Genomic DNA, 19,390 nt, shown 5'->3' on the forward strand with positions numbered 1-19,390 from the left:
CGTCTAGAACGTCAAACCACCCTCTACTGGGGGCGCGTCCAACTGCGATGGTCATCGGACTAAATCCTCATTTTTTACTAAAATTGCAACGTTTTTAAGGTAGTACGGAGAGTCAATCTAACCGACTACCGTGAGGAATTAACGTTTTTTTTGACGATCTCAGCAGCTTAAAAGCAATTGAGATTCTGAGAGCTTACTGATTAGTTAAATCAGGATTTCTCTTTGTTTATGCCATTACACGTACCATCAGCTAGTAATCTAGCTTGTGGTAACTTAATGATTCTTAACTTATCACATTAGTCAGGGTTTTTGCCTGATACGCAGAAGCAAATGAGCTATGAAACACGAACCTTATTAATAATATGAATATCAGAATTTTTACAATTTGACACAACTTTTCTCAGAAATCTGAAAAAAATTAATGCAGATGGACGTATGTAGCTAACTCATTCCCAAGAGGTGAAAAAGAGGCAGAAAGAGAGGAACAGGGGATATAGGGGGCTGAGGGGGAGGGAAGAAAGAATTTTTAGAAGCCATTGAGCGAAAAAATGGTACTACAACATACCCTAAGAAATTATATCGGTAGCAGGAACATGGAGGGGCGCAGTTGAGTTTTTGTGAACGATGTTTGGTAAAATGTGGATGGTAACTTCGCCACCACCGTCGTTGATACACCTCTGGAAAACCTATGTGAAACGTTAGCCAAGGGGAAAGAAAGTTGGCACATCTTGACTAAATACAAATAGCCTAAGTGGTTTGTCTCGTAGTGCAAGTAAGCCAGCATCATCCGAGATAGTAAAATTTGTAGATTACAGGGTAAAAAATTCATAGTCTGCGGCAGGTTATCCGGTGGACTTAAAACAGTGCTGAAGTGCCTCCTAAGCAGTAGCCGGATTAGCACAGAGAGCCACCACTCTATGCAAAAGCATTCAGTGTGCGAGTATGTCACAGCGAGTATCTCACAGGCAATGGTAGTTCAATGACGACATCAACAACGATTAACAAAGGCGATCGCCTCCTGCATCAAAATGTTCTCGGTTCTCGTCGGTTTAGTAACTACTGGTGGGCAACCATCGTTACCTTGGGAGCAAGCGGCTTTTTATTGGCTGGGTTATCCAGTTATTTAAAAGTTAATTTACTCATAGTTTCCGATCCAACTCAACTGGTATTCGTCCCCCAAGGATTGGTAATGGGGTTATATGGCGCTGCTGGCTTGCTATTAGCTACATACTTGTGGCTAGTGATTTTATTGGATGTAGGAGGCGGTTACAACGAATTTAATCAGGAAACTGGCACAATCAAAATCTTCCGTTGGGGGTTTCCTGGCAAAAATCGCCGAATTGAGATTGATAGTCGCATAGAAGATGTGCAATCTGTGCGAATCGCCGTCAAAGAAGGTCTTAATCCCCGTCGCGCCCTCTATCTACGCATTAAGGGGCGGCGAGATATACCCTTAACACGGGTTGGACAACCGCTATCTCTAACTGAGTTGGAAACAGAAGGCGCAAAGTTAGCCCGCTTTTTGGGAGTCTCGTTAGAAGGACTGTAAGAGATTGGGCATGGGGCATGGGGCATTGGGCATTGAAAAGAGGCAGAGGCATAGGGTGCTGCTCTTGCTGAGGGGAAACTCTTCTCCCTTTCCCCCTGCTCCCTGCTCCCTTGCTTCTTCCCCATTCCCTCTTGAGACGATAAGATACTCTGGTTAAATCAGTAACTGGCAATGCGGTTAAAAATTTCACAATTTTTGCTTTCTCTTGTAATTATCAGTGCCTTGATGCTGGGAGGATGTTCACCACAGCAAGTCGCTTCTAATACGTCTTCTCCAGGCTCAACAGCTACCTCGACTACAAGCGAGGCAAGCACCAAGACAACTAGTGATGCAACATCTGTATCTCAAACTAGCAGTGAGAGTGTTCCTGGAATGGCGGATTTACCACGGCTTGAAGGCAAGGCTACTGTGGTGCTAACGGTTAAAGGTTCGCCGATTACTATCGAAGTAGACGGCACTGATGCCCCCATTACAGCTGGCAATTTCGTAGATTTAGTACAAAAGGGTGTATACGATGGTTTACCTTTCCATCGAGTTGTGCGTGAACCCCAACCTTTTGTAGTTCAAGGCGGCGATCCCCAAGGTAAAGACCCAAAAGTTCCAGCAGATAGATTAGGAACCGGTAGCTATATTGACCCAAAAACGGGCAATGCTCGCTATATACCTTTAGAAGTTAAGCCAAAAGGTTCAGATACTCCGGTTTACAATAAACCATTTGATGCTACTACTCAACCTGTCATATTGCCCCATAAACAGGGTGCAGTAGCAATGGCGCGATCGCAATCACCAGACTCTGCTTCTGCTCAGTTTTACTTTGCTTTGGCGGATTTGGCGTTTTTAGATGGCAACTACGCCGTGTTTGGCAATGTCACTCAAGGCCTTGATGTAGTCAACAAAATTCAGCAAGGCGATCGCATTGACTCTGCCAAAGTTACCCAAGGTGCTGAAAATCTGAAAACACCTGCACAGTAGAGGAGCAGGGGGAGATGAGGGAGATGAGGAAGTAAAAAAACGATTATTATTCTTCCTCATCTTCCTGATCCACCTCATCCCCCAAATTGCAAATTGGTTAAGGTTTATGTCACTGGTATTGGTCTAGTTTCCGGCTTGGGTGGAAGCTTAGAGGATAGCTGGCAAAATTTGCTAGCAGGGAAATCTGGAATTCGATTACATCAACCATTTCCAGAACTTACACCATTTCCTCTAGGTTTAATTGGACAACAACCATCTGAATTGACAATGTTAACTCAGATGGTTGTTACTTCTGCTTTGCAAGATTCTGGGTTAGTTCCACCTTTAGCTGATTGTGCTGTAGTAATTGGATCGAGTCGCTCTTATCAAGCGTCTTGGGAAATTCTGGCTCGGCAAATGTATAGTGACGCGAAGAATTTTCCCGTTTCCTCTTTTGGAAACTGGCTAGATACATTACCTCACATGAATGCGATCGCAGCTGCGCGACAAATTGGTGCATCTGGAACGGTTTTAGCACCAATGGCAGCTTGTGCAACAGGAATTTGGTCTATTGCCCAAGCAGCTTTACTTATCCAAACTGGGCAATGTCAACAAGCGATCGCTGGCGCAGTAGAAGCACCAATCACACCCCTAACTTTAGCTGGGTTTCAGCAGATGGGTGCTTTGGCGAAAACTGGGGCTTATCCTTTTGATTTGCATCGGGAAGGCTTAGTTTTGGGTGAAGGCGCGGCTGTGTTTGTCTTAGAATCAGCAGAGTTGGCAAAACAGCGACAAGCAAAAGTATATGGTGAAATTCTCGGTTTCGGCTTAACCAACGACGCATATCATAGTAATTCACCAGAACCAGAAGGCAAAAGTGCGATCGCTGCCATCAAGCAATGTCTAGAACGTAGTTGTCTCTCACCAGCCGATATCGATTATATTCATGCTCATGGCACAGCTACCCAGCTAAATGACCAGATGGAGAGTATGGTAATCCAGCGTTTGTTTCCTCAAGGCGTGGCGGTTAGTTCCACCAAGGGAAGCACAGGTCATACACTAGGGGCATCTGGAGCGTTAGGTGTGGCTTTTTCTCTCATGGCATTAAAGCATCAAATTTTACCACCTTGTGTAGGATTCCAGCAGCCAGAGTTCGACTTAGATATCGTTACAGCAGCACGTCTAAGTAAAATTAGGCAGGTATTATGTTTGAGTTTTGGCTTTGGTGGACAGAATGTTGCGATCGCATTAACAAGATAAAAACCTGTGGGGATAATTTATTTTTTGGATTTCCTTAAGAAAGCAGGCTATCTAGAATGTGGTAGTAGTCTGTCAATAAATAATTGATGGATAAATTTCCTGTAGAGACGGCGATTTATCGCGTCTCTCTAACCGTCAAAATGAATTTGACCAGTAGTCCACATATTGATTTTTTCCTATAGCAGAATATAAAATATAAAACTGTAACAAAAACTACAAAATTCCCACTTCTCCCAAAAAAAGGATAAGCTAGTTACAGAATGATATCCGGTTCGTAAAGATACCGTGATTAGGAGAAAATTTTATGATTTCAAAATCACTGTTGCTGCCAGAACCCGCTTCTCCAGCGCATATATGCCCATTTGATCAAGCGTGTAGCTACTTAGAAGCGGCAGCTAAAGAATTAAATTTAAATCAGGGTTTGCTGGAAATTCTCAGCCACCCGCGTAAGGTCGTCACAGTTTCCATTCCCGTGAAACTAGATAATGGCGAAATACAAGTTCTCGCTGGACATCGTGTGCAACACTGCGATGTTTTAGGCCCCTACAAGGGCGGAATTCGTTACCATCCGGCTGTAACACTGCGGGAAGTATCCGCTCTAGCAATGCTGATGACCTGGAAATGTGCCTTGTTAGGTATTCCTTATGGTGGTGGTAAGGGTGGCATTCCCATAGATCCAAAACGCTATAGTGTTGGCGAATTAGAGCGAATCAGCCGCCGTTATATCAGCGAGTTAATTAAAGATATTGGGCCTTCCGTAGATATTCCTGCGCCAGATATGGGTACTTCGTCCCGTGAAATGGCTTGGATGATGGACACTTATTCTGTGAATGTTGGTAATGCTGTACCAGGAGTTGTGACTGGGAAACCGCTTTCTATTGGTGGTTCTCTGGGACGAGAAATGGCAACTGGACGTGGTGTGATGATTACTGTGCGTGAGGCGCTAGCAGATCAAGGTAAATCTTTGGCAGGAGTGCGAGTAGTTATTCAGGGGTTTGGTAATGTAGGTGGTGCCGCAGCAGAATTACTATATGAAGCAGGCGCGAAAATTCTTGCCGTTTCAACGGGTGCTGGAGGAATATTTTCCGAAGTTGGTCTTGATATTCCCAAGTTGAAAGTTTATGCTGCTGAAAATCGCAAGAGTATTGTGGGTTTTCCGCAATCTGTACCAATTAGCAATGCAGATTTGTTAACTTTACCCTGCGATGTCTTAATACCAGCGGCTTTAGAAAACCAAATCACTGAAGAAAATGTGAATCAGGTACAGGCGCAGATTGTGGCAGAAGCAGCAAACGGCCCGGTTACTCTTGAGGCTAACTTGGCCTTAGAGGCGCGGGGAGTGATAGTGCTACCAGACATTTTGGCAAATGCTGGCGGTGTGGTAGTCAGTTATTTAGAGTGGGTACAAGGTCTTTCTTATGTATTTTGGGATGAGGAGCGCGTCAACCGCGAAATGGAACATTTGATGGTGCAAGCGTACCGCAAGGTGATTCACCAGTCGGAGGTGCGGCAAATTCCTTTAAGATTAGCAGCTTACACTTTAGGAGTGGGTAGAGTGGCGCAAGCACTTACTGATAGAGGTCTTTATCCTTAAGTTTTTATACTTAGTCGTTCACGGGGCAGAATAGATCATTGTCGGCAGTAATTATACTTGATCCGCCATTGATTTATCTGCCTTTTTTTATTGAGCGATCGCTCCAACATTACTAGTGCTAGTTGTCTTTAATATTACAACAGAAATGACAATTAGATACTTGGTATATATGGTAACTGACCTCCACAAACAAGGATTATTGCTTCTGCGTCAAGCACTGGATAATTCAACAGCCAACTTTCGCCCTGGACAATGGGAAGCTATTGAAAGTTTATTAATTAAGCTTCTTCAACATCTGCTAAAACTCAAATGTTGGGATAAAGAACGAGAACGTAATCAAGGACATTGGAAAGGGGAAATCAGGACTTTTCGTAGAGAGATTAAAAAAGCTCTGAAAGATAGTCCTAGCTTAAAACCTTACATTTTAGAAATATTTGATGAATGTTATCAAGATGCAAGGACAGAAGCAAGCGATCGCTCTCAACTTGCCATTGACATATTCCCTTTTATACCCATTGGTTCTTTAGAACAAATTTTAGATGAAAACTGGTTTCCCGAATATAACCACAATCATCACGGTAAAGCCGATTAAAATAGATACTTAACTTGGGCTTCCATAGGAGTTATCCAGTCGTGCAGCCGGATTTAATAGGCTTGGAAATTAGCAAAGGGGAACTGAGACGTTTAACTGGGTTCGATCCAGAAGACGTTTTTCGTCCCTCGGTTCTGCGAGATAGCAAAAAGCGATTAGGGTTTTTGATCAGTGAAATGCTGGTGACGCTGGCGCTAACGCCAATAATTGTTGGCTTTGTTTACGCGTTTATTATTTTGCCAACAATTGGTTCTTCAATTCGACTAGGAATTCTTTTATTAATTTTAGTGCCCATGCCGATATTAGTGGGGCGATGGCTGTGGCGACAATTAAGCTGTCCTGAAGGACTGACAATACTTTTAGACGAAGTTGATAAATATCATGATCTGGTTGCTGCCATCGATATTAATGACCAATTGGCAGCATCAGGAAACGTAGAAAGCAGTATCCATGACCGAGATAAAGTAACCGCCGCCCTACAACTAATTAGAGAAGATTTAGTCCGCGCTCTGAAAACGGAACGAATTTTGCGAGATAATAAAAAATTGCTTGCAAATAATCAAGAGCTATTTGTCAATAATTTACCCAGCCTGAAAGCTTTACAAGTTAGTAGTCAAGCAGGCGAATATGCTCAACTGCTAAATCAATCATTGCAAATTGCGATCGATGTGCAAGCAGAAATCAGAAAATTGCAGAAAGGCTGAGTAAAGCTTGGGCGACTTCTAGTCGCAGCTACACGAGACAAAACCTGCCTCCGCAGGTTAGAAAACCATTAATCCTGATTAGTCCACGGAGGTGGACTTTGCTTTGTGTTGTAGCGACTTTTAGTCGCCCAATTCTTTCCCAGAAAACAATCACCCGTTGACTTAAATGAGCAACAAACCCAAAATAATTGTCCTGGATGATGACCCAACAGGTTCTCAAACAGTCCATAGCTGCTTACTGCTAATGCACTGGGATGTGGACACTTTACGCCGCGGGTTGCAGGATGATTCGCCGATTTTCTTTGTGCTGACTAATACTAGATCGCTAACGCCAGAGTCAGCTGCATCTGTCACCAAAGAAGTTTGCCAGAACCTAAAAATCGCTTTGAATGCTGAAGGAATTGACGATTTTCTGATTGTCAGCCGTTCTGATTCTACTTTGCGGGGACATTATCCCATTGAAACTGATGCGATCGCACAAGAACTCGGCCCTTTTGATGCTCATTTTCTCGTACCAGCTTTTTTTGAAGGCGGACGCATCACTCGCGACAGCGTACATTACTTGATTATTGGCGGTGTAACCACCCCAGTCCATGAAACCGAATTTGCCCGTGATTCCGTCTTCAGCTACCATCACAGTTACTTGCCCAAGTATGTCGAAGAAAAGACTCAAGGACGAATTAGTGCTGAAGTTGTAGAAAGGTTTCTCCTAGCCGATATTCGCGCTGGTAGTTTGGAACGATTGTTACAACTTAATGGTAATCAGTGCGCTGTTGTAGATGGTGAAACTCAAGCTGATCTTAACCGCTTTGCAGCAGATATATTAGCAGCAGCAAGTCAAGGGAAACGCTTTCTATTTCGCAGTGCAGCAAGTATTTTAACAGCTTTAGCCGCTTTACCACCCCAACCCATTGCCGCCGAAAAGATGGCGCAGTATGTGCGCCAAGGCAAACCAGGTGCGGTGATTGTTGGTTCTCATGTGAAAAAGACTACTCAGCAATTAGAGGCGCTGTTACAAGTAGAAGGAACGGTAGGAATCGAAGTAAATGTAGCGCGATTACTTAATGATGATCCAAATCAATCTGCTGCATTGCTAACTGAAATTCAGGAAAGTACACGGGCAGCACACAATGCTGGCAAAACACCAGTGGTTTATACTAGCCGTCAGGAACTGAGTTTTAAAGATGTCGAGACAAGATTGGAGTTTGGGGTAAAAGTTTCAGGTTTATTGATGGATATTGTGCGTGGTTTACCATCTGATATAGGATTCTTAATCAGCAAAGGTGGCATTACTTCAAACGATGTCTTGAGTACTGGACTAGCTTTAACCTCAGCCCGTTTACTAGGTCAAATTTTAGCTGGTTGTTCAATGGTCTTAACACCATCCGATCATCCTCAGTTTCCTAACTTACCTGTGGTGCTGTTTCCTGGTAACGTCGGTGATGCTGATGCCTTGGGGACAATTTATCAGAGGTTGACCGTGACAATTTGAGATTTTAGATTTTAGATTAAAGAATCTTTTGGTTGATGTCGGACTAACGTCTTGCTACACCAACACCCCTTGTGAGTGACACAAATCCAAAATCCAAGTTGCGCTGGAAACGCACCAAAGGTGCGACCCAAAATTTAAAATCTGTTGTCTTTGGGCTAGTACTGCATGACTTCTGATTCTGCGATTCCCAATCTAAAGTCAAATTCTGCACTTCCTAATGCAGAATCAAACTCTATCCTTTCAGAGGTAGAGGTAAATCCTACTGTTTCTGATGTAGAGTCAGATTCTATCCTCCCGGATGCGGAGTTAAAATCTGTCCTTCTTTATTTAAAATCAAATACTGTCCTTGCTGATGTAGAGTCAAATCCTACCAACCCAGATGTAGAGTCAAATACTGATGCCCCTTCAGATTTTATCCTGACTGATTTAAATCCCAATGAATCAGCAATACCAGTGCATCGTATAAGTGACAATACTCAAGTCCAGTTAAAGAGTAAGGAGGGACGACTGTTATTAATTTTGCCCCCGGAATCTCAATTATCTGCCTCAGAACTTAGTTGGTCTGATATTTGGCAACAAATAAGGCAACGTCTGAATGCTGGCGATCGCTTCCGTGTATCTAATACACCTGTGCATTTAATGGCACAAGACCGCCTGGTAGATGCCAGACAACTCCAAGAACTCGCCGAGGCTTTAAGTGAAGTCCAACTCCGACTGATATCTGTCTCAACAAGTCGGCGGCAAACTGCGATCGCAGCCGTAACATCAGGGTATTCTGTAGAACAATTGCAGCCCGTAACTTCCCTAAGTTCGGAGCCAACGGCTACAGCCATCCCCCAGGCAGATGCCCTCTATTTAGAAATGACAGTCCGCTCTGGAGTAGAAATTCGTCATCCTGGTACAGTAATTCTCTTGGGAGATTTAAACCCAGGTGGTATTGTAATTGCAGATGGAGATATCATTATCTGGGGTCGTCTGCGTGGAATCGCTCATGCTGGGGCTGGAGGTAATCGTGAGTGTCTGATTATGGCCTTGCAAATGGAACCAACCCAACTGCGGATTGCCGATGCTGTCGCTAGGGCACCAGAAAAACCACCAATGCAGTTTTCTCCAGAGGTGGCACATATTACGCCCCAAGGAATTCGCATCGCTAGGGCGACTGATTTTTCCAGAAACCAATTCACCAAGAGCAATCAAGAGCCATAAATATTTACTTAAAGAATGAAGTATATAAGTAAGGATGAAATCAAACAAATATTCATGCCTCGCCATCATTAGGGAGAACAGATATTTCTTCATACTTGATACGATACTTCATACTTTATACTGCAATTTACTGTTTTATATTTCCTGAACCCTCATTGACCGCATTTCTATCATGACTCGCATTATTGTGATTACCTCCGGTAAAGGAGGAGTGGGTAAAACCACAGTTTCAGCAAATCTGGGTATGGCTTTAGCCAAAATGGGGCGTCAAGTTGCTTTGGTTGATGCGGATTTTGGTCTGAGAAATTTGGATTTGCTGTTAGGGCTGGAAAACCGCATCGTTTATACTGCGGTAGAAGTCTTAGCCAGAGAGTGCCGCCTAGAACAAGCCTTGGTAAAAGATAAGCGCCAACCAAATCTCGTACTCCTCCCAGCAGCCCAAAATCGCTCGAAAGATGCAGTCACACCTGAACAGATGAAGTTATTGGTGAATGCACTAGCGCAAAAGTATCAGTATGTGATTATTGATAGCCCTGCCGGGATTGAAAATGGGTTTAAAAATGCGATCGGCCCGGCAAAAGAAGCGCTAGTTGTCAGCACACCAGAAATTTCTTCAGTTCGTGATGCTGATCGGGTAGTGGGGTTACTAGAAGCACAAGGTATCAAGCGTGTTCATTTAATAATTAACCGCATCAGACCCGCAATGGTGCAGGCAAATGATATGATGTCAGTGCAAGATGTTCAGGAACTTCTCGCCATCCCCCTGATCGGGGTAATCCCTGACGACGAGCGTGTTATTGTATCTACCAATCGCGGCGAACCCTTAGTGTTAGCGGAAAATCCCTCTTTAGCTGCCACAGCCTTTGAGAACATTGCTCGTAGATTAGAAGGAGAAAGTGTCGAATTTCTGGAGATCGACTCGTCCCAAGACAGCATCTTCGCCCGTCTACGAAGGTTGTTGTGGACAAAGATTGTTTAACTTACCTTTCCAGTCTCCGCCCCAGACCTATTCGTAATGATTGAACTTCTAGAAAAACTTTTTTTTCGCGGCCCTGATAGCAGTCGAACTCAAGTTAAACGTCGCCTGCAATTGGTGATTGCTCACGATCGCGCCGACTTAGATCCTCAAACGTTGGAAAAAATGCGGAAAGAAATCCTAGATGTAGTCTGTCGCTATGTAGAAATTGAGACAGAGGGCTTGGAGTTCTCCTTAGAAAGCAACCAACGAACCACAGCTTTAATTGCCAACTTACCCATCCGGCGGGTGAAAGGGGCTATACCTGAATGGGAAAGGGGTGATAAGCCTAAGCCTCTCTAGTTTTAATTTTAAGTATTTTTATTGTAGGATTTAGTTAAATTGTTCGTTCGTAGTAAGGACTTTAGTCCTGGTTTTGAGGACTGAAGTCCCCACTACAAACTGCTGATTATCGGTGATTAGGTGGACATCATATTGCTGATTGAAAATATAAATTTGTCTAACACAAAAATATCTAAATTCAGCAACATCAAAAATATTTATCACATAGAAAAATCCCGTTGTCAGTAGTGTTAACAACGGGAGTATATAGGATTTTTTATAACCTATCGGTAAGCGACTTGTGGGCCTGCCCAAATTTCTGTAACCTTTTTGCCAAAAGTAATCGGCTGATCATCGTCTGTTGTAGTTACAGTCTTACCATCATTAGTAACTTGCATTAACGGCCAGTTTTCCTCGCCCAATTCACCTGCACGGAACAGCACATGATCTGGTTGGCTTTTACTCCAGCCTAACAATACAGCGATTTTCTCATGCTCATCTTCCTGGTTAGCAGGAGCTACTGTATTCGTGTGATTTTTTTGCCGATCCCAAATCACTGCACTATCTGTAGAATCACCTGCGTTAAATATACCTTCAAATTTGCGTGCTAAGAAGCGATCGCCTTTTTCTGACCAGCTAACAGGAACTAATACCCCAATCTTACCGCTCGTATCAGTTTCTTCTGAGGCTTCCGCCTTTACAGCCTTTACCTTTAATAAAGGATCGCTAACTGGAGTTGTTGAAGCCATCACCCACAACTTTTTAGTTTGCATATCTTGGACAAACATAATGCTGGTGACACGGCTGTTGTACATTTGGGGTTTGACTTCTAGTTGCACCCGGCTATAGACAGCATATTTACCATCTGGAGAAACCACAGGTACGCTGCGGTAGTGGCGCACTCCAGAACCACCCTTAGAACCAATTGCTTCTTGAGTAGCTGTAATCCATTTCCAAGGAATAGGATGAGGACTACCGATAGGATCTATTTGTTCTGCTTGGGACTCATCAATTGATTCAGTAGCAGGTATTTCTGTGGTTATGGTTGGTTGTAATTCTCTCAGAGTTGGTGCTACTTGAATTGCTGCCAATGATTTAGTAAAAGACTTTTCTCTAGAGAGAGAATTTCCTTGTCCTTTCAAAGACTTAATATTAGCAGCTTTGAGTTTTTGTATTAAATTCAGCTGACTAACAGGAGTATCTGTTAATGGTGCGAGTTCAACTGCTGCCAAAGTATCAGGAACAGTTAAATCGCTGTTTGCCACAAAACTATCTACTTGAGCCAAATAATCAATTTTATCCGCTGGTAATACTTGCGGTTCCTGGAGAGCAGTACTTTGTGTTGGTACAGAGTCAAAATCTTCTGTTAAGGAGTTGATTTGATCTGCTTTGAATATTTCAGCTATCTCAGGTTCCCCAACTACAGCTATTTCCTTTGATACAGAGTCAGAATCTCCAGTTGTCGAAGCTAGTTTAGCTACTTCGGATCTTACTGGGATCGATTGACCTGATGCCCCTAACAAGGGTGCAATCAGTATCACAACGACAACGTAATTGAGAAATGGTTGTGCGCGGAACCATCCTGACAGCAAAAGGGGTTTAAGCATTTGTAGACTCTCTAGAGGGGGCGGTTGCTATGTGAGAAGCAATACATCAGCAGCAATGGGGCAGGCGGTAATTATATGTATAACAAGAAACTAAAAGCAATGACTAGATAATTTCTTCAAAGTTTGCAGAGTTTTACAAAAATTAGGTATCATCGTCTACACCTTTTATTACTAAGGTACTGAATGTTTTTTTGCAAAGATATGCGAGTATAGTAAATATGCTGAGAACTCAGTAATTACTACACGATATATAAATTTGCTGTTGCTATCCAAAACCACACCAAAAACAGGTATTGGTTAATGGAGATTCAGGGTATAGGTTAGGCGAATAACGCTGGTAAGCAAGAGCTAAATAACTTGGCTATTGGGGATCGTACTAGCGATCGCTAGTACACAGCAAACAAGCCAGGTCATACACTAAATATAACAGCGCAAACCCTCAGAATGGTAAACGTGAGGCGTTAATTAAAAACCTGGGAAAGCGGACGCATAATACATCATACTCAGAAAATATTGCTGTCAGCAACCCAAATTTAAAAATTGCAATCTAAACTACAAAAATAGCTAGAAGACGCAATAGTTTTTTAGAAACCCAACTGCATTTAAAGCCAACTTTGGGAAAATTATCAGGAACACAGGGAAGTTTACTCGGTAGATGCTCTAGCGAATCGTAACGAAAAACCACTAGGTGATTAGGTTCACTAGAGGCAGATGTAGTTGATGCTAGCTGTTACACTTGTCAACTTAACTATTAAGTGAATCAAGCAGCTTTTGGTTTCACTAATACAATACGAGAACATTGTACCACCAAACAGCCAATATTATTTACAGCAAATCAACTATGTTTTGTGACTGCCATCTAGAATGCGTCTGCTAAATCCTGGCTTGGTCAATTCTGTTTCAATATGCAACTTAAATGTTGTCAGTTATGAGGGGCGCACTTACGATTAACTAATTACTAACGACTAATTTATTAATGAAAATTGTATTTTTTGGTACACCGCAGTTTGCTGTACCCACGCTGGAAAAGTTATTGAATCATTCAGAATTTGAGGTGTTGGCAGTTGTCACTCAACCAGATAAACGTCGGGAACGCGGAAATAAATTGATCCCGTCACCAGTAAAAGCGATCGCTACTGCTCACAACTTACCAGTATGGCAACCTGAGCGGGTGAAAAAAGACACTGAAACTTTAACCCAACTCAAACAATCAGACGCAGATGTGTTTGTTGTTGTCGCCTATGGACAGATTTTATCGTCAAAAATATTGAAGATGCCAAAGTTGGGTTGCATTAATGTGCATGGCTCAATTTTACCCAAATATCGCGGTGCAGCGCCGATTCAGTGGTGTTTGTATAACGGTGAGGAAGAAACGGGGATCACGACCATGTTGATGGATGTGGGGATGGATACCGGCCCAATGCTACAAATAGCCACTACACCCATTGGATTACTGGATAATACCCAAGATTTAGCCGACAGACTAGCTGCGATCGGTGGAGATTTGTTGGTGGAAACTCTGTTGAAGTTGGAACGCCAGGAAATTCAACCAATTCCCCAAGATAATTTAGCAGCTACTTATGCACCTCTGATTCAAAAACCAGATTATGGTTTGGATTGGTCAAAAAGCGCGATCCAATTACACAATCAAATCAGAGGCTTTTACCCTAACTGCACGGCTACTTTTCGTGACAACCTCTTGAAAATCACCGCTTCTGCTCCCCTTGGTGCTGTAGGCGATGTCTGGCGACAAGCCGCTCCGCATCTACGCAATCTCCCACCAGAATTACAAGAAATAGCACATAAATTACCCGATTTATCAAACTTATCAGATCAACCGGGAGTTGTAGTGAGCATTGTTAAAGGAATTGGGGCGATCGTTCAAACTGGGGAAGGTTTGTTGCTGTTGCGAGAGGTTCAGCTAGCTGGTAAACGTCCCCAGTCGGGATGGGATTTTGTTAATGGTACCCGCTTAACTGTGGGAGAAGTTTTTGGTGCGGGGAGTTGAAGGGTTGGCAATTTTAGATTTTGAATTTTGGATTTTGGATTGAAGGAAAAAGTATTCGACTGACTTGTATTGAGCTTGCTTGCCCTTCCTCTGCCGTTCGCGCAGCGTCTCTTAGAGAAGGGTCGAAGTAGCGCTCACACCGAAATCCAAAATCTAAAATCTAAAATCCAAAATTAAATCACTTCTAACTTTTCATAAAAGCGGCAAGATTCGCAAGGGCCATCTGGGTTGACTGCACAGCGAATGAGTTCTGAATGAGCATTGTAACAGCAGGTGGCATCACCGATTACCCAACGTCCTGCTACCAAACTTTTCTCAGATGGTCGTTTAGCAGACTGTACATAAATGGCAATATTATGCAAGCGGTAGCGTCCAGCTTGAAGTTTATATCTATGGCGGCGCTCTAAAACCGCATAAGTTTTACCTTGAAAATCAAGATAGTTTCCGGGTTGGGGTGTCCAATCAAGTTGTACTCTACCGAGAGACTCACGCGGGTGCGTCAGAATCACCTCGGTTTGTAAAGAGTCTGGCTCCATAAGCTTATGTGATTTGATTTACATTTAAGGATGTTATAGCAATAGCTTTCTTTAGCTTACCGAATTTAGATTACAATTAATAATTCACTCTTATTGCAAGAAATATACATACGATAGGGATGCACAGTAGTGCCTCCCTACAGATTACGGCAACCAAAAGTTAGGTAGGATAGATTTGCCCAAGTCACGCAAAGTTTGATTGAGCGATCGCGCCACTTGGATATGCGCTTCATCCTCTTCTACAGCTAAAATCTCAGATGGCTGACCTTCTCCCAAATAAGACACCACCAAATTCGCCGCCTCCAAACCAGTAACATAAGCCTTTTCCTGTGACCACGAACCGTGATGATTCACAATCCAATCCCCACTCATAAACACATTTTCAAAACTTGTCTTAGCGGGCAACATATAACGATAACTACCAGGTGCAAAGTGAGTTACGGCCTGATGTAGCCGAATTACACTACTATCAATTATCTTTGCCTCCCGAAACGCTGGCACACAAGTTGCTAAATAACCCTGAACTATGAGTAAAATCTCCTCATCACTCAAATTGAGAAACTGATTTGCATGATAAAAATCAGCTTCAATCACCGTTCCCGGCTCATTTTGATATTCATCATGTAGAGCATTCAAATCAAAAAACGTCCAACCTCTACTTGTGTCGAATCCAAAACAAGCATTAGAAGGACGAGGAATATCAATTTTGCGGTCAAACCATAGCCGCGTTGCCAAAACATCAATTGCTCCTAAATTGCTCAAATTACGGAATTCTTCACAGCTTTGTAAACTAGGACTAGTTGAGACAATTTTCTTCATCCCTGTGATCCCAACCGCAAAAATCACGGCATCTGCATCAAAAACTTCATCACCACAAACCACACCCTTGGCTTGATGATTACTATCAACAATTAAATCTGTAACTCGACGCTTGGGTAATACTCGCGCGCCAGCTTTTTCGATACGTTCCACCCAAGGACGAAATATCTTTTCTCCAACAGTTCCCCGACACCAAACTACATCAAAATCCGGTTGATGAGCCAGAATAAAAAAGTAAAGCATCCCTAAAGTTGCTGCGGCTGAACACTGTTCGCCAGGAGCAAACAAACCCACTAATAACATTGGCTCAAAAGCCTCACGGTAAAGCCGTGCAGAAACGTTAAAGTCTTTGAACAACTCACGGGCAGTTACAAAGTCATAGCGTCGCCAAGCTGCATCAGAATTATCAAAATCAACGACAGCATAAAGTAAAGGCAGGGCACTGAGACGGTCAATTAGTGGCAGCCGCTTAAACTGAGTGTAGAGAAAAGTTCCCAGTGGCGAGGGGAGTCGCGGTAAGTCTTGAAAAATCGGTGATTCAACTTCCAAACCTGCTGGCGAATATTGCGAAGAACGAGTCCAAGTAGTAAAAGGATTAATTCCTAATTCATTGATTAGGGAAAAAATATTTTTGTAAGGATACCAAAAGCCATGAATGCCCGCTTCAACAGATTTGCCGGCTGGTGTTTGCCAACCTGCCACCAATCCACCAGGATAGGGGCCTGCTTCTAGAAGTGTCACATCATAACCTTGTTTTGCCAAATGGTAGGTTGCTCCTAAACCAGCCCAACCAGCACCTATAACTACCACCCGTTTTTGTTGTGATCCTTCTACCATCACAGCCTCCAATTGTTGCAGTCCATCAACTAATGTATACGAACTTGTGTTCTGATCAGGCAATGGGTTGTTATTACAGCGATTTTCGTTGGGATGCAATAGGCGCTTTGAGCGCACATCTGTGCGCCCATACCATATCCCATTGAACTTAAAATAGCTATAGACTTTGAAAAAGGCTCAAGGCAAGCGGTTAAGTAAAAATCACTTGCAGTTAATGCTGAGTTGAGAGTATAACAGAAAACAGACTTAACTATTCATGAGGAATAATCATAATGAGTCAATTAGCAGATGTAAAATTTAGTCTGAATGACTTTGAATTACGAGATGGCATTTATTTTCCTAGCGATTATGAACAGTTGAATAATACTCAACATAAAAAAACATGGGATGCAATCGGGAAAACATATTATGGTTCCCAAAAAATTGAAAAGATTGCAGATACATCGCCCATTAAACAAGATTACACTCTGCTAACTGGCACGCCTGGAGGTACTTGGAATAAATTTCCATTGAATAAATCTGTTGGCTCTATTCTAGAGATTGGTTCTGGTTATGGTCGCGCACCTTTACATCTCTCGAAAGCGAAAAATCTGAGATGTGAGAAATATTACGGAATTGATATTTCTGAACCTTTATTACGTCGGTTGATCAAGGTCAAGCAAGAATATAATTTTTTTCCAGAAGCTGAATTTAACTTGATTTGTACATCTGCTGAAATATTGCCTTTAGAAGATAATTCTATAGATTTGGTAATTTCTAACTGCGTTTTTATGCATATCCCAGATGCACAATTAAGAAAATTATTGGCTGATATATCTCGTGTGCTAAAGCCTGGTGGAATTTTTGTTTTTAATCATTCCTTTCACAACAAATCTTGTCCTTCTCATATTATCCATAATTTTGTGAGAAAGCTGAACCCATTTGTGATAAATCCAGTTTATCTCAAGCAATATTCATCTGCTGAAATAGAGGAAATGTTAGCTACTGCTGGTCTAAAAACGAAGTGTCCACAATACATTGTCGAACCAACAGAAGAATATGCGATTTTGCCGGAAACCATCAAAGGTATCCCAGTGCCCTTTGCTAAAGCCATCAACAGAAGTCTGAAGCCATCAGGTAATTTAAAAGAAACTTTGGCTTATGGTTTCAGTGCCTACAGCAGTAAACTGGATTAATTAAAAAAGTCTCTTTTCTTCACAATAAACTGAATACAAATAATCTACGAAAGCACAACATTGTTGTGCTTTTATTTTAAATAAATGCTCATTAACTTTGTCTACTATCGACAATGATGTAATATTTAAGCTCTGGAAACTTATTCTTCAAAGTGAAATTTTAGTATCTAGTGATTTGTTCGATTGTTGATAAGGATAGTATTTAGTTAAACGAATATTCCAGGCATCTTTGATTTGATAGGTTATGCCACGCCACTCGACACTTTGTACAAATATTGCTGCTATGGTAGTGACTGCATAAACCAATTGTGTTAGCGGAATTGCTAGCAATACTTTTGCCATCATCACGACTGAAAAACTTTCTGTTGGTTCGCCCCGTGCTCGAAGTACTCGACGCACACTTTGCTCCTCTAACATCAGTAATAAAGCTATTCCCAAAATATAGCTGACGGCTCCACCTGCAATCAAAATTGCAGTATAAAAGTTGCTAGTGATTAAAGCAATTACTAGCATTGGAGGGATCATGAGTAAAGCTAATGTGTTGATCAATACTGCACTAGCAATCACAGCCCAGTTGGGATTATAGAGTCGCGCGACAAGTAATTGGCGTGTAATAAAGCGCAAGCATTGGGCAAAGTTGCACTCTTCACGATTACTCATCATGACTGAGGGTACAAATTTTACTTTTAAGCCAATTTCTCGCAATGCTTTGTGAATAGGGCTATCAACAGAAACTCCTTGTTTCCATATTTCCAACAACTGCGCTTTGCGTAAGACCGAAAGTTTCAATGCCATTGAACCTCCCCAAGGGCATTGATAGATATACATGAAGGTGACAGCTGGCGCGTTCCACACATATCGAACTAGCGTACCCCACTTTCCAATTTGCGGTATGTACCAGCGATTTCCTGTAGTGGCTCCGATTTGCTTATCCGCCAAAGGTGCAACTAGTTCACGTAGCCAATCAGGATGAGCAACAACATCAGCATCTAATAGGGCCACCACATCGTAAGAATTGTCTAGTTGTGAAATAGCTTGAATTAATGCACTACATTTGAGACTGCAAGTGTCATATCGAAAGGTTAAAGGCTTGACTTGGATATGTGTTGCTTGCGATCGCAAGATCGTATCATTGACAATTTCCCAAGCTGGATCTTCCTCACTATCGATAACAATATGTACTTTATAGTGTGGGTAATTCTGATTTAGCAGGGCATGGATACAGTTAGTTAAAAATGGATCAGCACCTCGCAGTGAAAGAACAATTGCAGCTTTAGGCAAAGACTCATCCTGCACAGGTTCTGGACTTGGTGAATGGAATAAAGATACTAAATTCAGCACCTGTAGCGTCTGGTAAATCGCTAAACCCGCTAGAATGCCAAAAACAATTATTGCTAACTCATTCATATTGCTGATAATCCTGTAAGTTCTTGAGATAAAATCTTTGTTGTAAGAAGCTTATAGAACTTAGATCCTATAGCAGTGAAATACTCAACCGCAACTTATATACAACTCGTATGCAACAAAATTACTATTATGAAATCTAGCAAAATTATGATTAAGTCGTAATACTTATTCAAGGCACTTTATTCCTCCACCCAAATACATATTTTAAGTAATAAAGTCCTTTTCATAATAAAATTGTGCTTGTTGAATATTTACGTAATTCATAAGTTATATTTGACTTTCAAGGAAATCTTGGGTGCAGTATATAGCAATCCTAAATCATTCGTGAAAAATTAGATCCCCGACTTCTCGAAGAA

General features: G+C 42.1%; 16 protein-coding genes. 12 read left to right on the forward strand and 4 right to left on the reverse strand.

What is annotated here, in order from left to right:
* The first annotated feature begins 979 nt into the window (after window positions 1-979).
* The 10 genes from ABF638_RS30490 (at window position 980) to minE (ending at window position 10,666) form a co-directional block, all read left to right on the forward strand.
* On the forward strand, window positions 980-1,549 hold the full coding sequence (locus ABF638_RS30490; RefSeq protein ID WP_069073062.1) for a photosystem I assembly protein Ycf4: 570 nt from the start codon (window positions 980-982) through the stop codon (window positions 1,547-1,549).
* Window positions 1,550-1,720: 171 nt separating this feature from the next.
* On the forward strand, window positions 1,721-2,521 hold the full coding sequence (locus ABF638_RS30495; protein WP_435026607.1) for a peptidylprolyl isomerase: 801 nt from the start codon (window positions 1,721-1,723) through the stop codon (window positions 2,519-2,521).
* Between the two features lie 93 nt (window positions 2,522-2,614).
* Complete coding sequence (locus ABF638_RS30500) at window positions 2,615-3,760, forward strand: beta-ketoacyl-ACP synthase (RefSeq protein ID WP_435026609.1); 1,146 nt, start codon at window positions 2,615-2,617, stop codon at window positions 3,758-3,760.
* 304 nt (window positions 3,761-4,064) lie between these two features.
* Window positions 4,065-5,354, forward strand: a complete 1,290-nt coding sequence (locus ABF638_RS30505; protein ID WP_069073059.1) for a Glu/Leu/Phe/Val family dehydrogenase — start codon at window positions 4,065-4,067, stop codon at window positions 5,352-5,354.
* Window positions 5,355-5,499: 145 nt separating this feature from the next.
* Window positions 5,500-5,946, forward strand: a complete 447-nt coding sequence (locus ABF638_RS30510) for a DUF29 domain-containing protein (RefSeq protein ID WP_435026610.1) — start codon at window positions 5,500-5,502, stop codon at window positions 5,944-5,946.
* 41 nt (window positions 5,947-5,987) lie between these two features.
* Entirely contained in the window at window positions 5,988-6,650 is a 663-nt protein-coding gene (locus ABF638_RS30515) for a hypothetical protein (RefSeq protein WP_435026612.1), read from the forward strand.
* Window positions 6,651-6,816: 166 nt separating this feature from the next.
* Window positions 6,817-8,142: a four-carbon acid sugar kinase family protein gene (locus ABF638_RS30520; protein ID WP_435026613.1), complete on the forward strand. Its 1,326-nt coding sequence runs from the start codon at window positions 6,817-6,819 to the stop codon at window positions 8,140-8,142.
* A 165-nt stretch (window positions 8,143-8,307) separates the two neighbouring features.
* The gene (minC, locus tag ABF638_RS30525) at window positions 8,308-9,348 is read left to right on the forward strand and encodes a septum site-determining protein MinC (RefSeq protein WP_435026614.1); all 1,041 of its coding nucleotides are present in this window, start codon (window positions 8,308-8,310) and stop codon (window positions 9,346-9,348) included.
* 172 nt (window positions 9,349-9,520) lie between these two features.
* Window positions 9,521-10,327 (forward strand): septum site-determining protein MinD, encoded by an 807-nt coding sequence (gene minD / locus ABF638_RS30530; RefSeq protein ID WP_012410009.1) that lies wholly within the window; start codon window positions 9,521-9,523, stop codon window positions 10,325-10,327.
* Window positions 10,328-10,363: 36 nt separating this feature from the next.
* Window positions 10,364-10,666 (forward strand): cell division topological specificity factor MinE, encoded by a 303-nt coding sequence (minE, locus tag ABF638_RS30535; protein WP_069073053.1) that lies wholly within the window; start codon window positions 10,364-10,366, stop codon window positions 10,664-10,666.
* Window positions 10,667-10,929: 263 nt separating this feature from the next.
* Here the strand turns inward: minE and ABF638_RS30540 are convergent, their stop codons facing one another.
* Window positions 10,930-12,252: a hypothetical protein gene (locus ABF638_RS30540; RefSeq protein WP_435026615.1), complete on the reverse strand. Its 1,323-nt coding sequence runs from the start codon at window positions 12,250-12,252 to the stop codon at window positions 10,930-10,932.
* A gap of 976 nt (window positions 12,253-13,228) precedes the next feature.
* Here ABF638_RS30540 and fmt point away from each other — a divergent pair.
* Window positions 13,229-14,260 carry a methionyl-tRNA formyltransferase gene (gene fmt, locus ABF638_RS30545; RefSeq protein ID WP_435026616.1) on the forward strand — a complete coding sequence of 344 codons (1,032 nt, stop codon included), beginning with the start codon at window positions 13,229-13,231 and terminating at the stop codon, window positions 14,258-14,260.
* Window positions 14,261-14,433: 173 nt separating this feature from the next.
* On the opposite strand, the gene ABF638_RS30550 is transcribed toward fmt, so the two are convergent.
* On the reverse strand, window positions 14,434-14,796 hold the full coding sequence (locus tag ABF638_RS30550) for a DUF6464 family protein (protein WP_435026617.1): 363 nt from the start codon (window positions 14,794-14,796) through the stop codon (window positions 14,434-14,436).
* A gap of 144 nt (window positions 14,797-14,940) precedes the next feature.
* On the reverse strand, window positions 14,941-16,452 hold the full coding sequence (locus tag ABF638_RS30555) for a hydroxysqualene dehydroxylase (protein WP_435026620.1): 1,512 nt from the start codon (window positions 16,450-16,452) through the stop codon (window positions 14,941-14,943).
* Window positions 16,453-16,724: 272 nt separating this feature from the next.
* On the opposite strand from ABF638_RS30555, the gene ABF638_RS30560 reads away from it, so the two are divergent.
* Window positions 16,725-17,627: a class I SAM-dependent methyltransferase gene (locus ABF638_RS30560; protein ID WP_435026618.1), complete on the forward strand. Its 903-nt coding sequence runs from the start codon at window positions 16,725-16,727 to the stop codon at window positions 17,625-17,627.
* 147 nt (window positions 17,628-17,774) lie between these two features.
* Here the strand turns inward: ABF638_RS30560 and ABF638_RS30565 are convergent, their stop codons facing one another.
* Window positions 17,775-19,034 (reverse strand): glycosyltransferase, encoded by a 1,260-nt coding sequence (locus tag ABF638_RS30565; RefSeq protein WP_435026619.1) that lies wholly within the window; start codon window positions 19,032-19,034, stop codon window positions 17,775-17,777.
* Window positions 19,035-19,390: the final 356 nt, after the last annotated feature.

Origin of the sequence: Nostoc sp. CALU 1950 (genome assembly GCF_051172895.1) — a bacterium.
GTDB lineage: Bacteria > Cyanobacteriota > Cyanobacteriia > Cyanobacteriales > Nostocaceae > Nostoc > Nostoc edaphicum_A.

Coding starts and splice junctions, on each gene's coding strand:
- ABF638_RS30490 (WP_069073062.1), top strand. CDS start 980: ATGACGACATCAACAACGATTAACAAAGGCGATCGCCTCCTGCATCAA.
- ABF638_RS30495 (WP_435026607.1), top strand. CDS start 1,721: ATGCGGTTAAAAATTTCACAATTTTTGCTTTCTCTTGTAATTATCAGT.
- ABF638_RS30505 (WP_069073059.1), top strand. CDS start 4,065: ATGATTTCAAAATCACTGTTGCTGCCAGAACCCGCTTCTCCAGCGCAT.
- ABF638_RS30510 (WP_435026610.1), top strand. CDS start 5,500: ATGACAATTAGATACTTGGTATATATGGTAACTGACCTCCACAAACAA.
- ABF638_RS30520 (WP_435026613.1), top strand. CDS start 6,817: ATGAGCAACAAACCCAAAATAATTGTCCTGGATGATGACCCAACAGGT.
- minC (WP_435026614.1), top strand. CDS start 8,308: ATGACTTCTGATTCTGCGATTCCCAATCTAAAGTCAAATTCTGCACTT.
- minD (WP_012410009.1), top strand. CDS start 9,521: ATGACTCGCATTATTGTGATTACCTCCGGTAAAGGAGGAGTGGGTAAA.
- minE (WP_069073053.1), top strand. CDS start 10,364: ATGATTGAACTTCTAGAAAAACTTTTTTTTCGCGGCCCTGATAGCAGT.
- ABF638_RS30540 (WP_435026615.1), bottom strand. CDS start 12,252: ATGCTTAAACCCCTTTTGCTGTCAGGATGGTTCCGCGCACAACCATTT.
- fmt (WP_435026616.1), top strand. CDS start 13,229: ATGAAAATTGTATTTTTTGGTACACCGCAGTTTGCTGTACCCACGCTG.
- ABF638_RS30550 (WP_435026617.1), bottom strand. CDS start 14,796: ATGGAGCCAGACTCTTTACAAACCGAGGTGATTCTGACGCACCCGCGT.
- ABF638_RS30555 (WP_435026620.1), bottom strand. CDS start 16,452: ATGGTAGAAGGATCACAACAAAAACGGGTGGTAGTTATAGGTGCTGGT.
- ABF638_RS30560 (WP_435026618.1), top strand. CDS start 16,725: ATGAGTCAATTAGCAGATGTAAAATTTAGTCTGAATGACTTTGAATTA.
- ABF638_RS30565 (WP_435026619.1), bottom strand. CDS start 19,034: ATGAATGAGTTAGCAATAATTGTTTTTGGCATTCTAGCGGGTTTAGCG.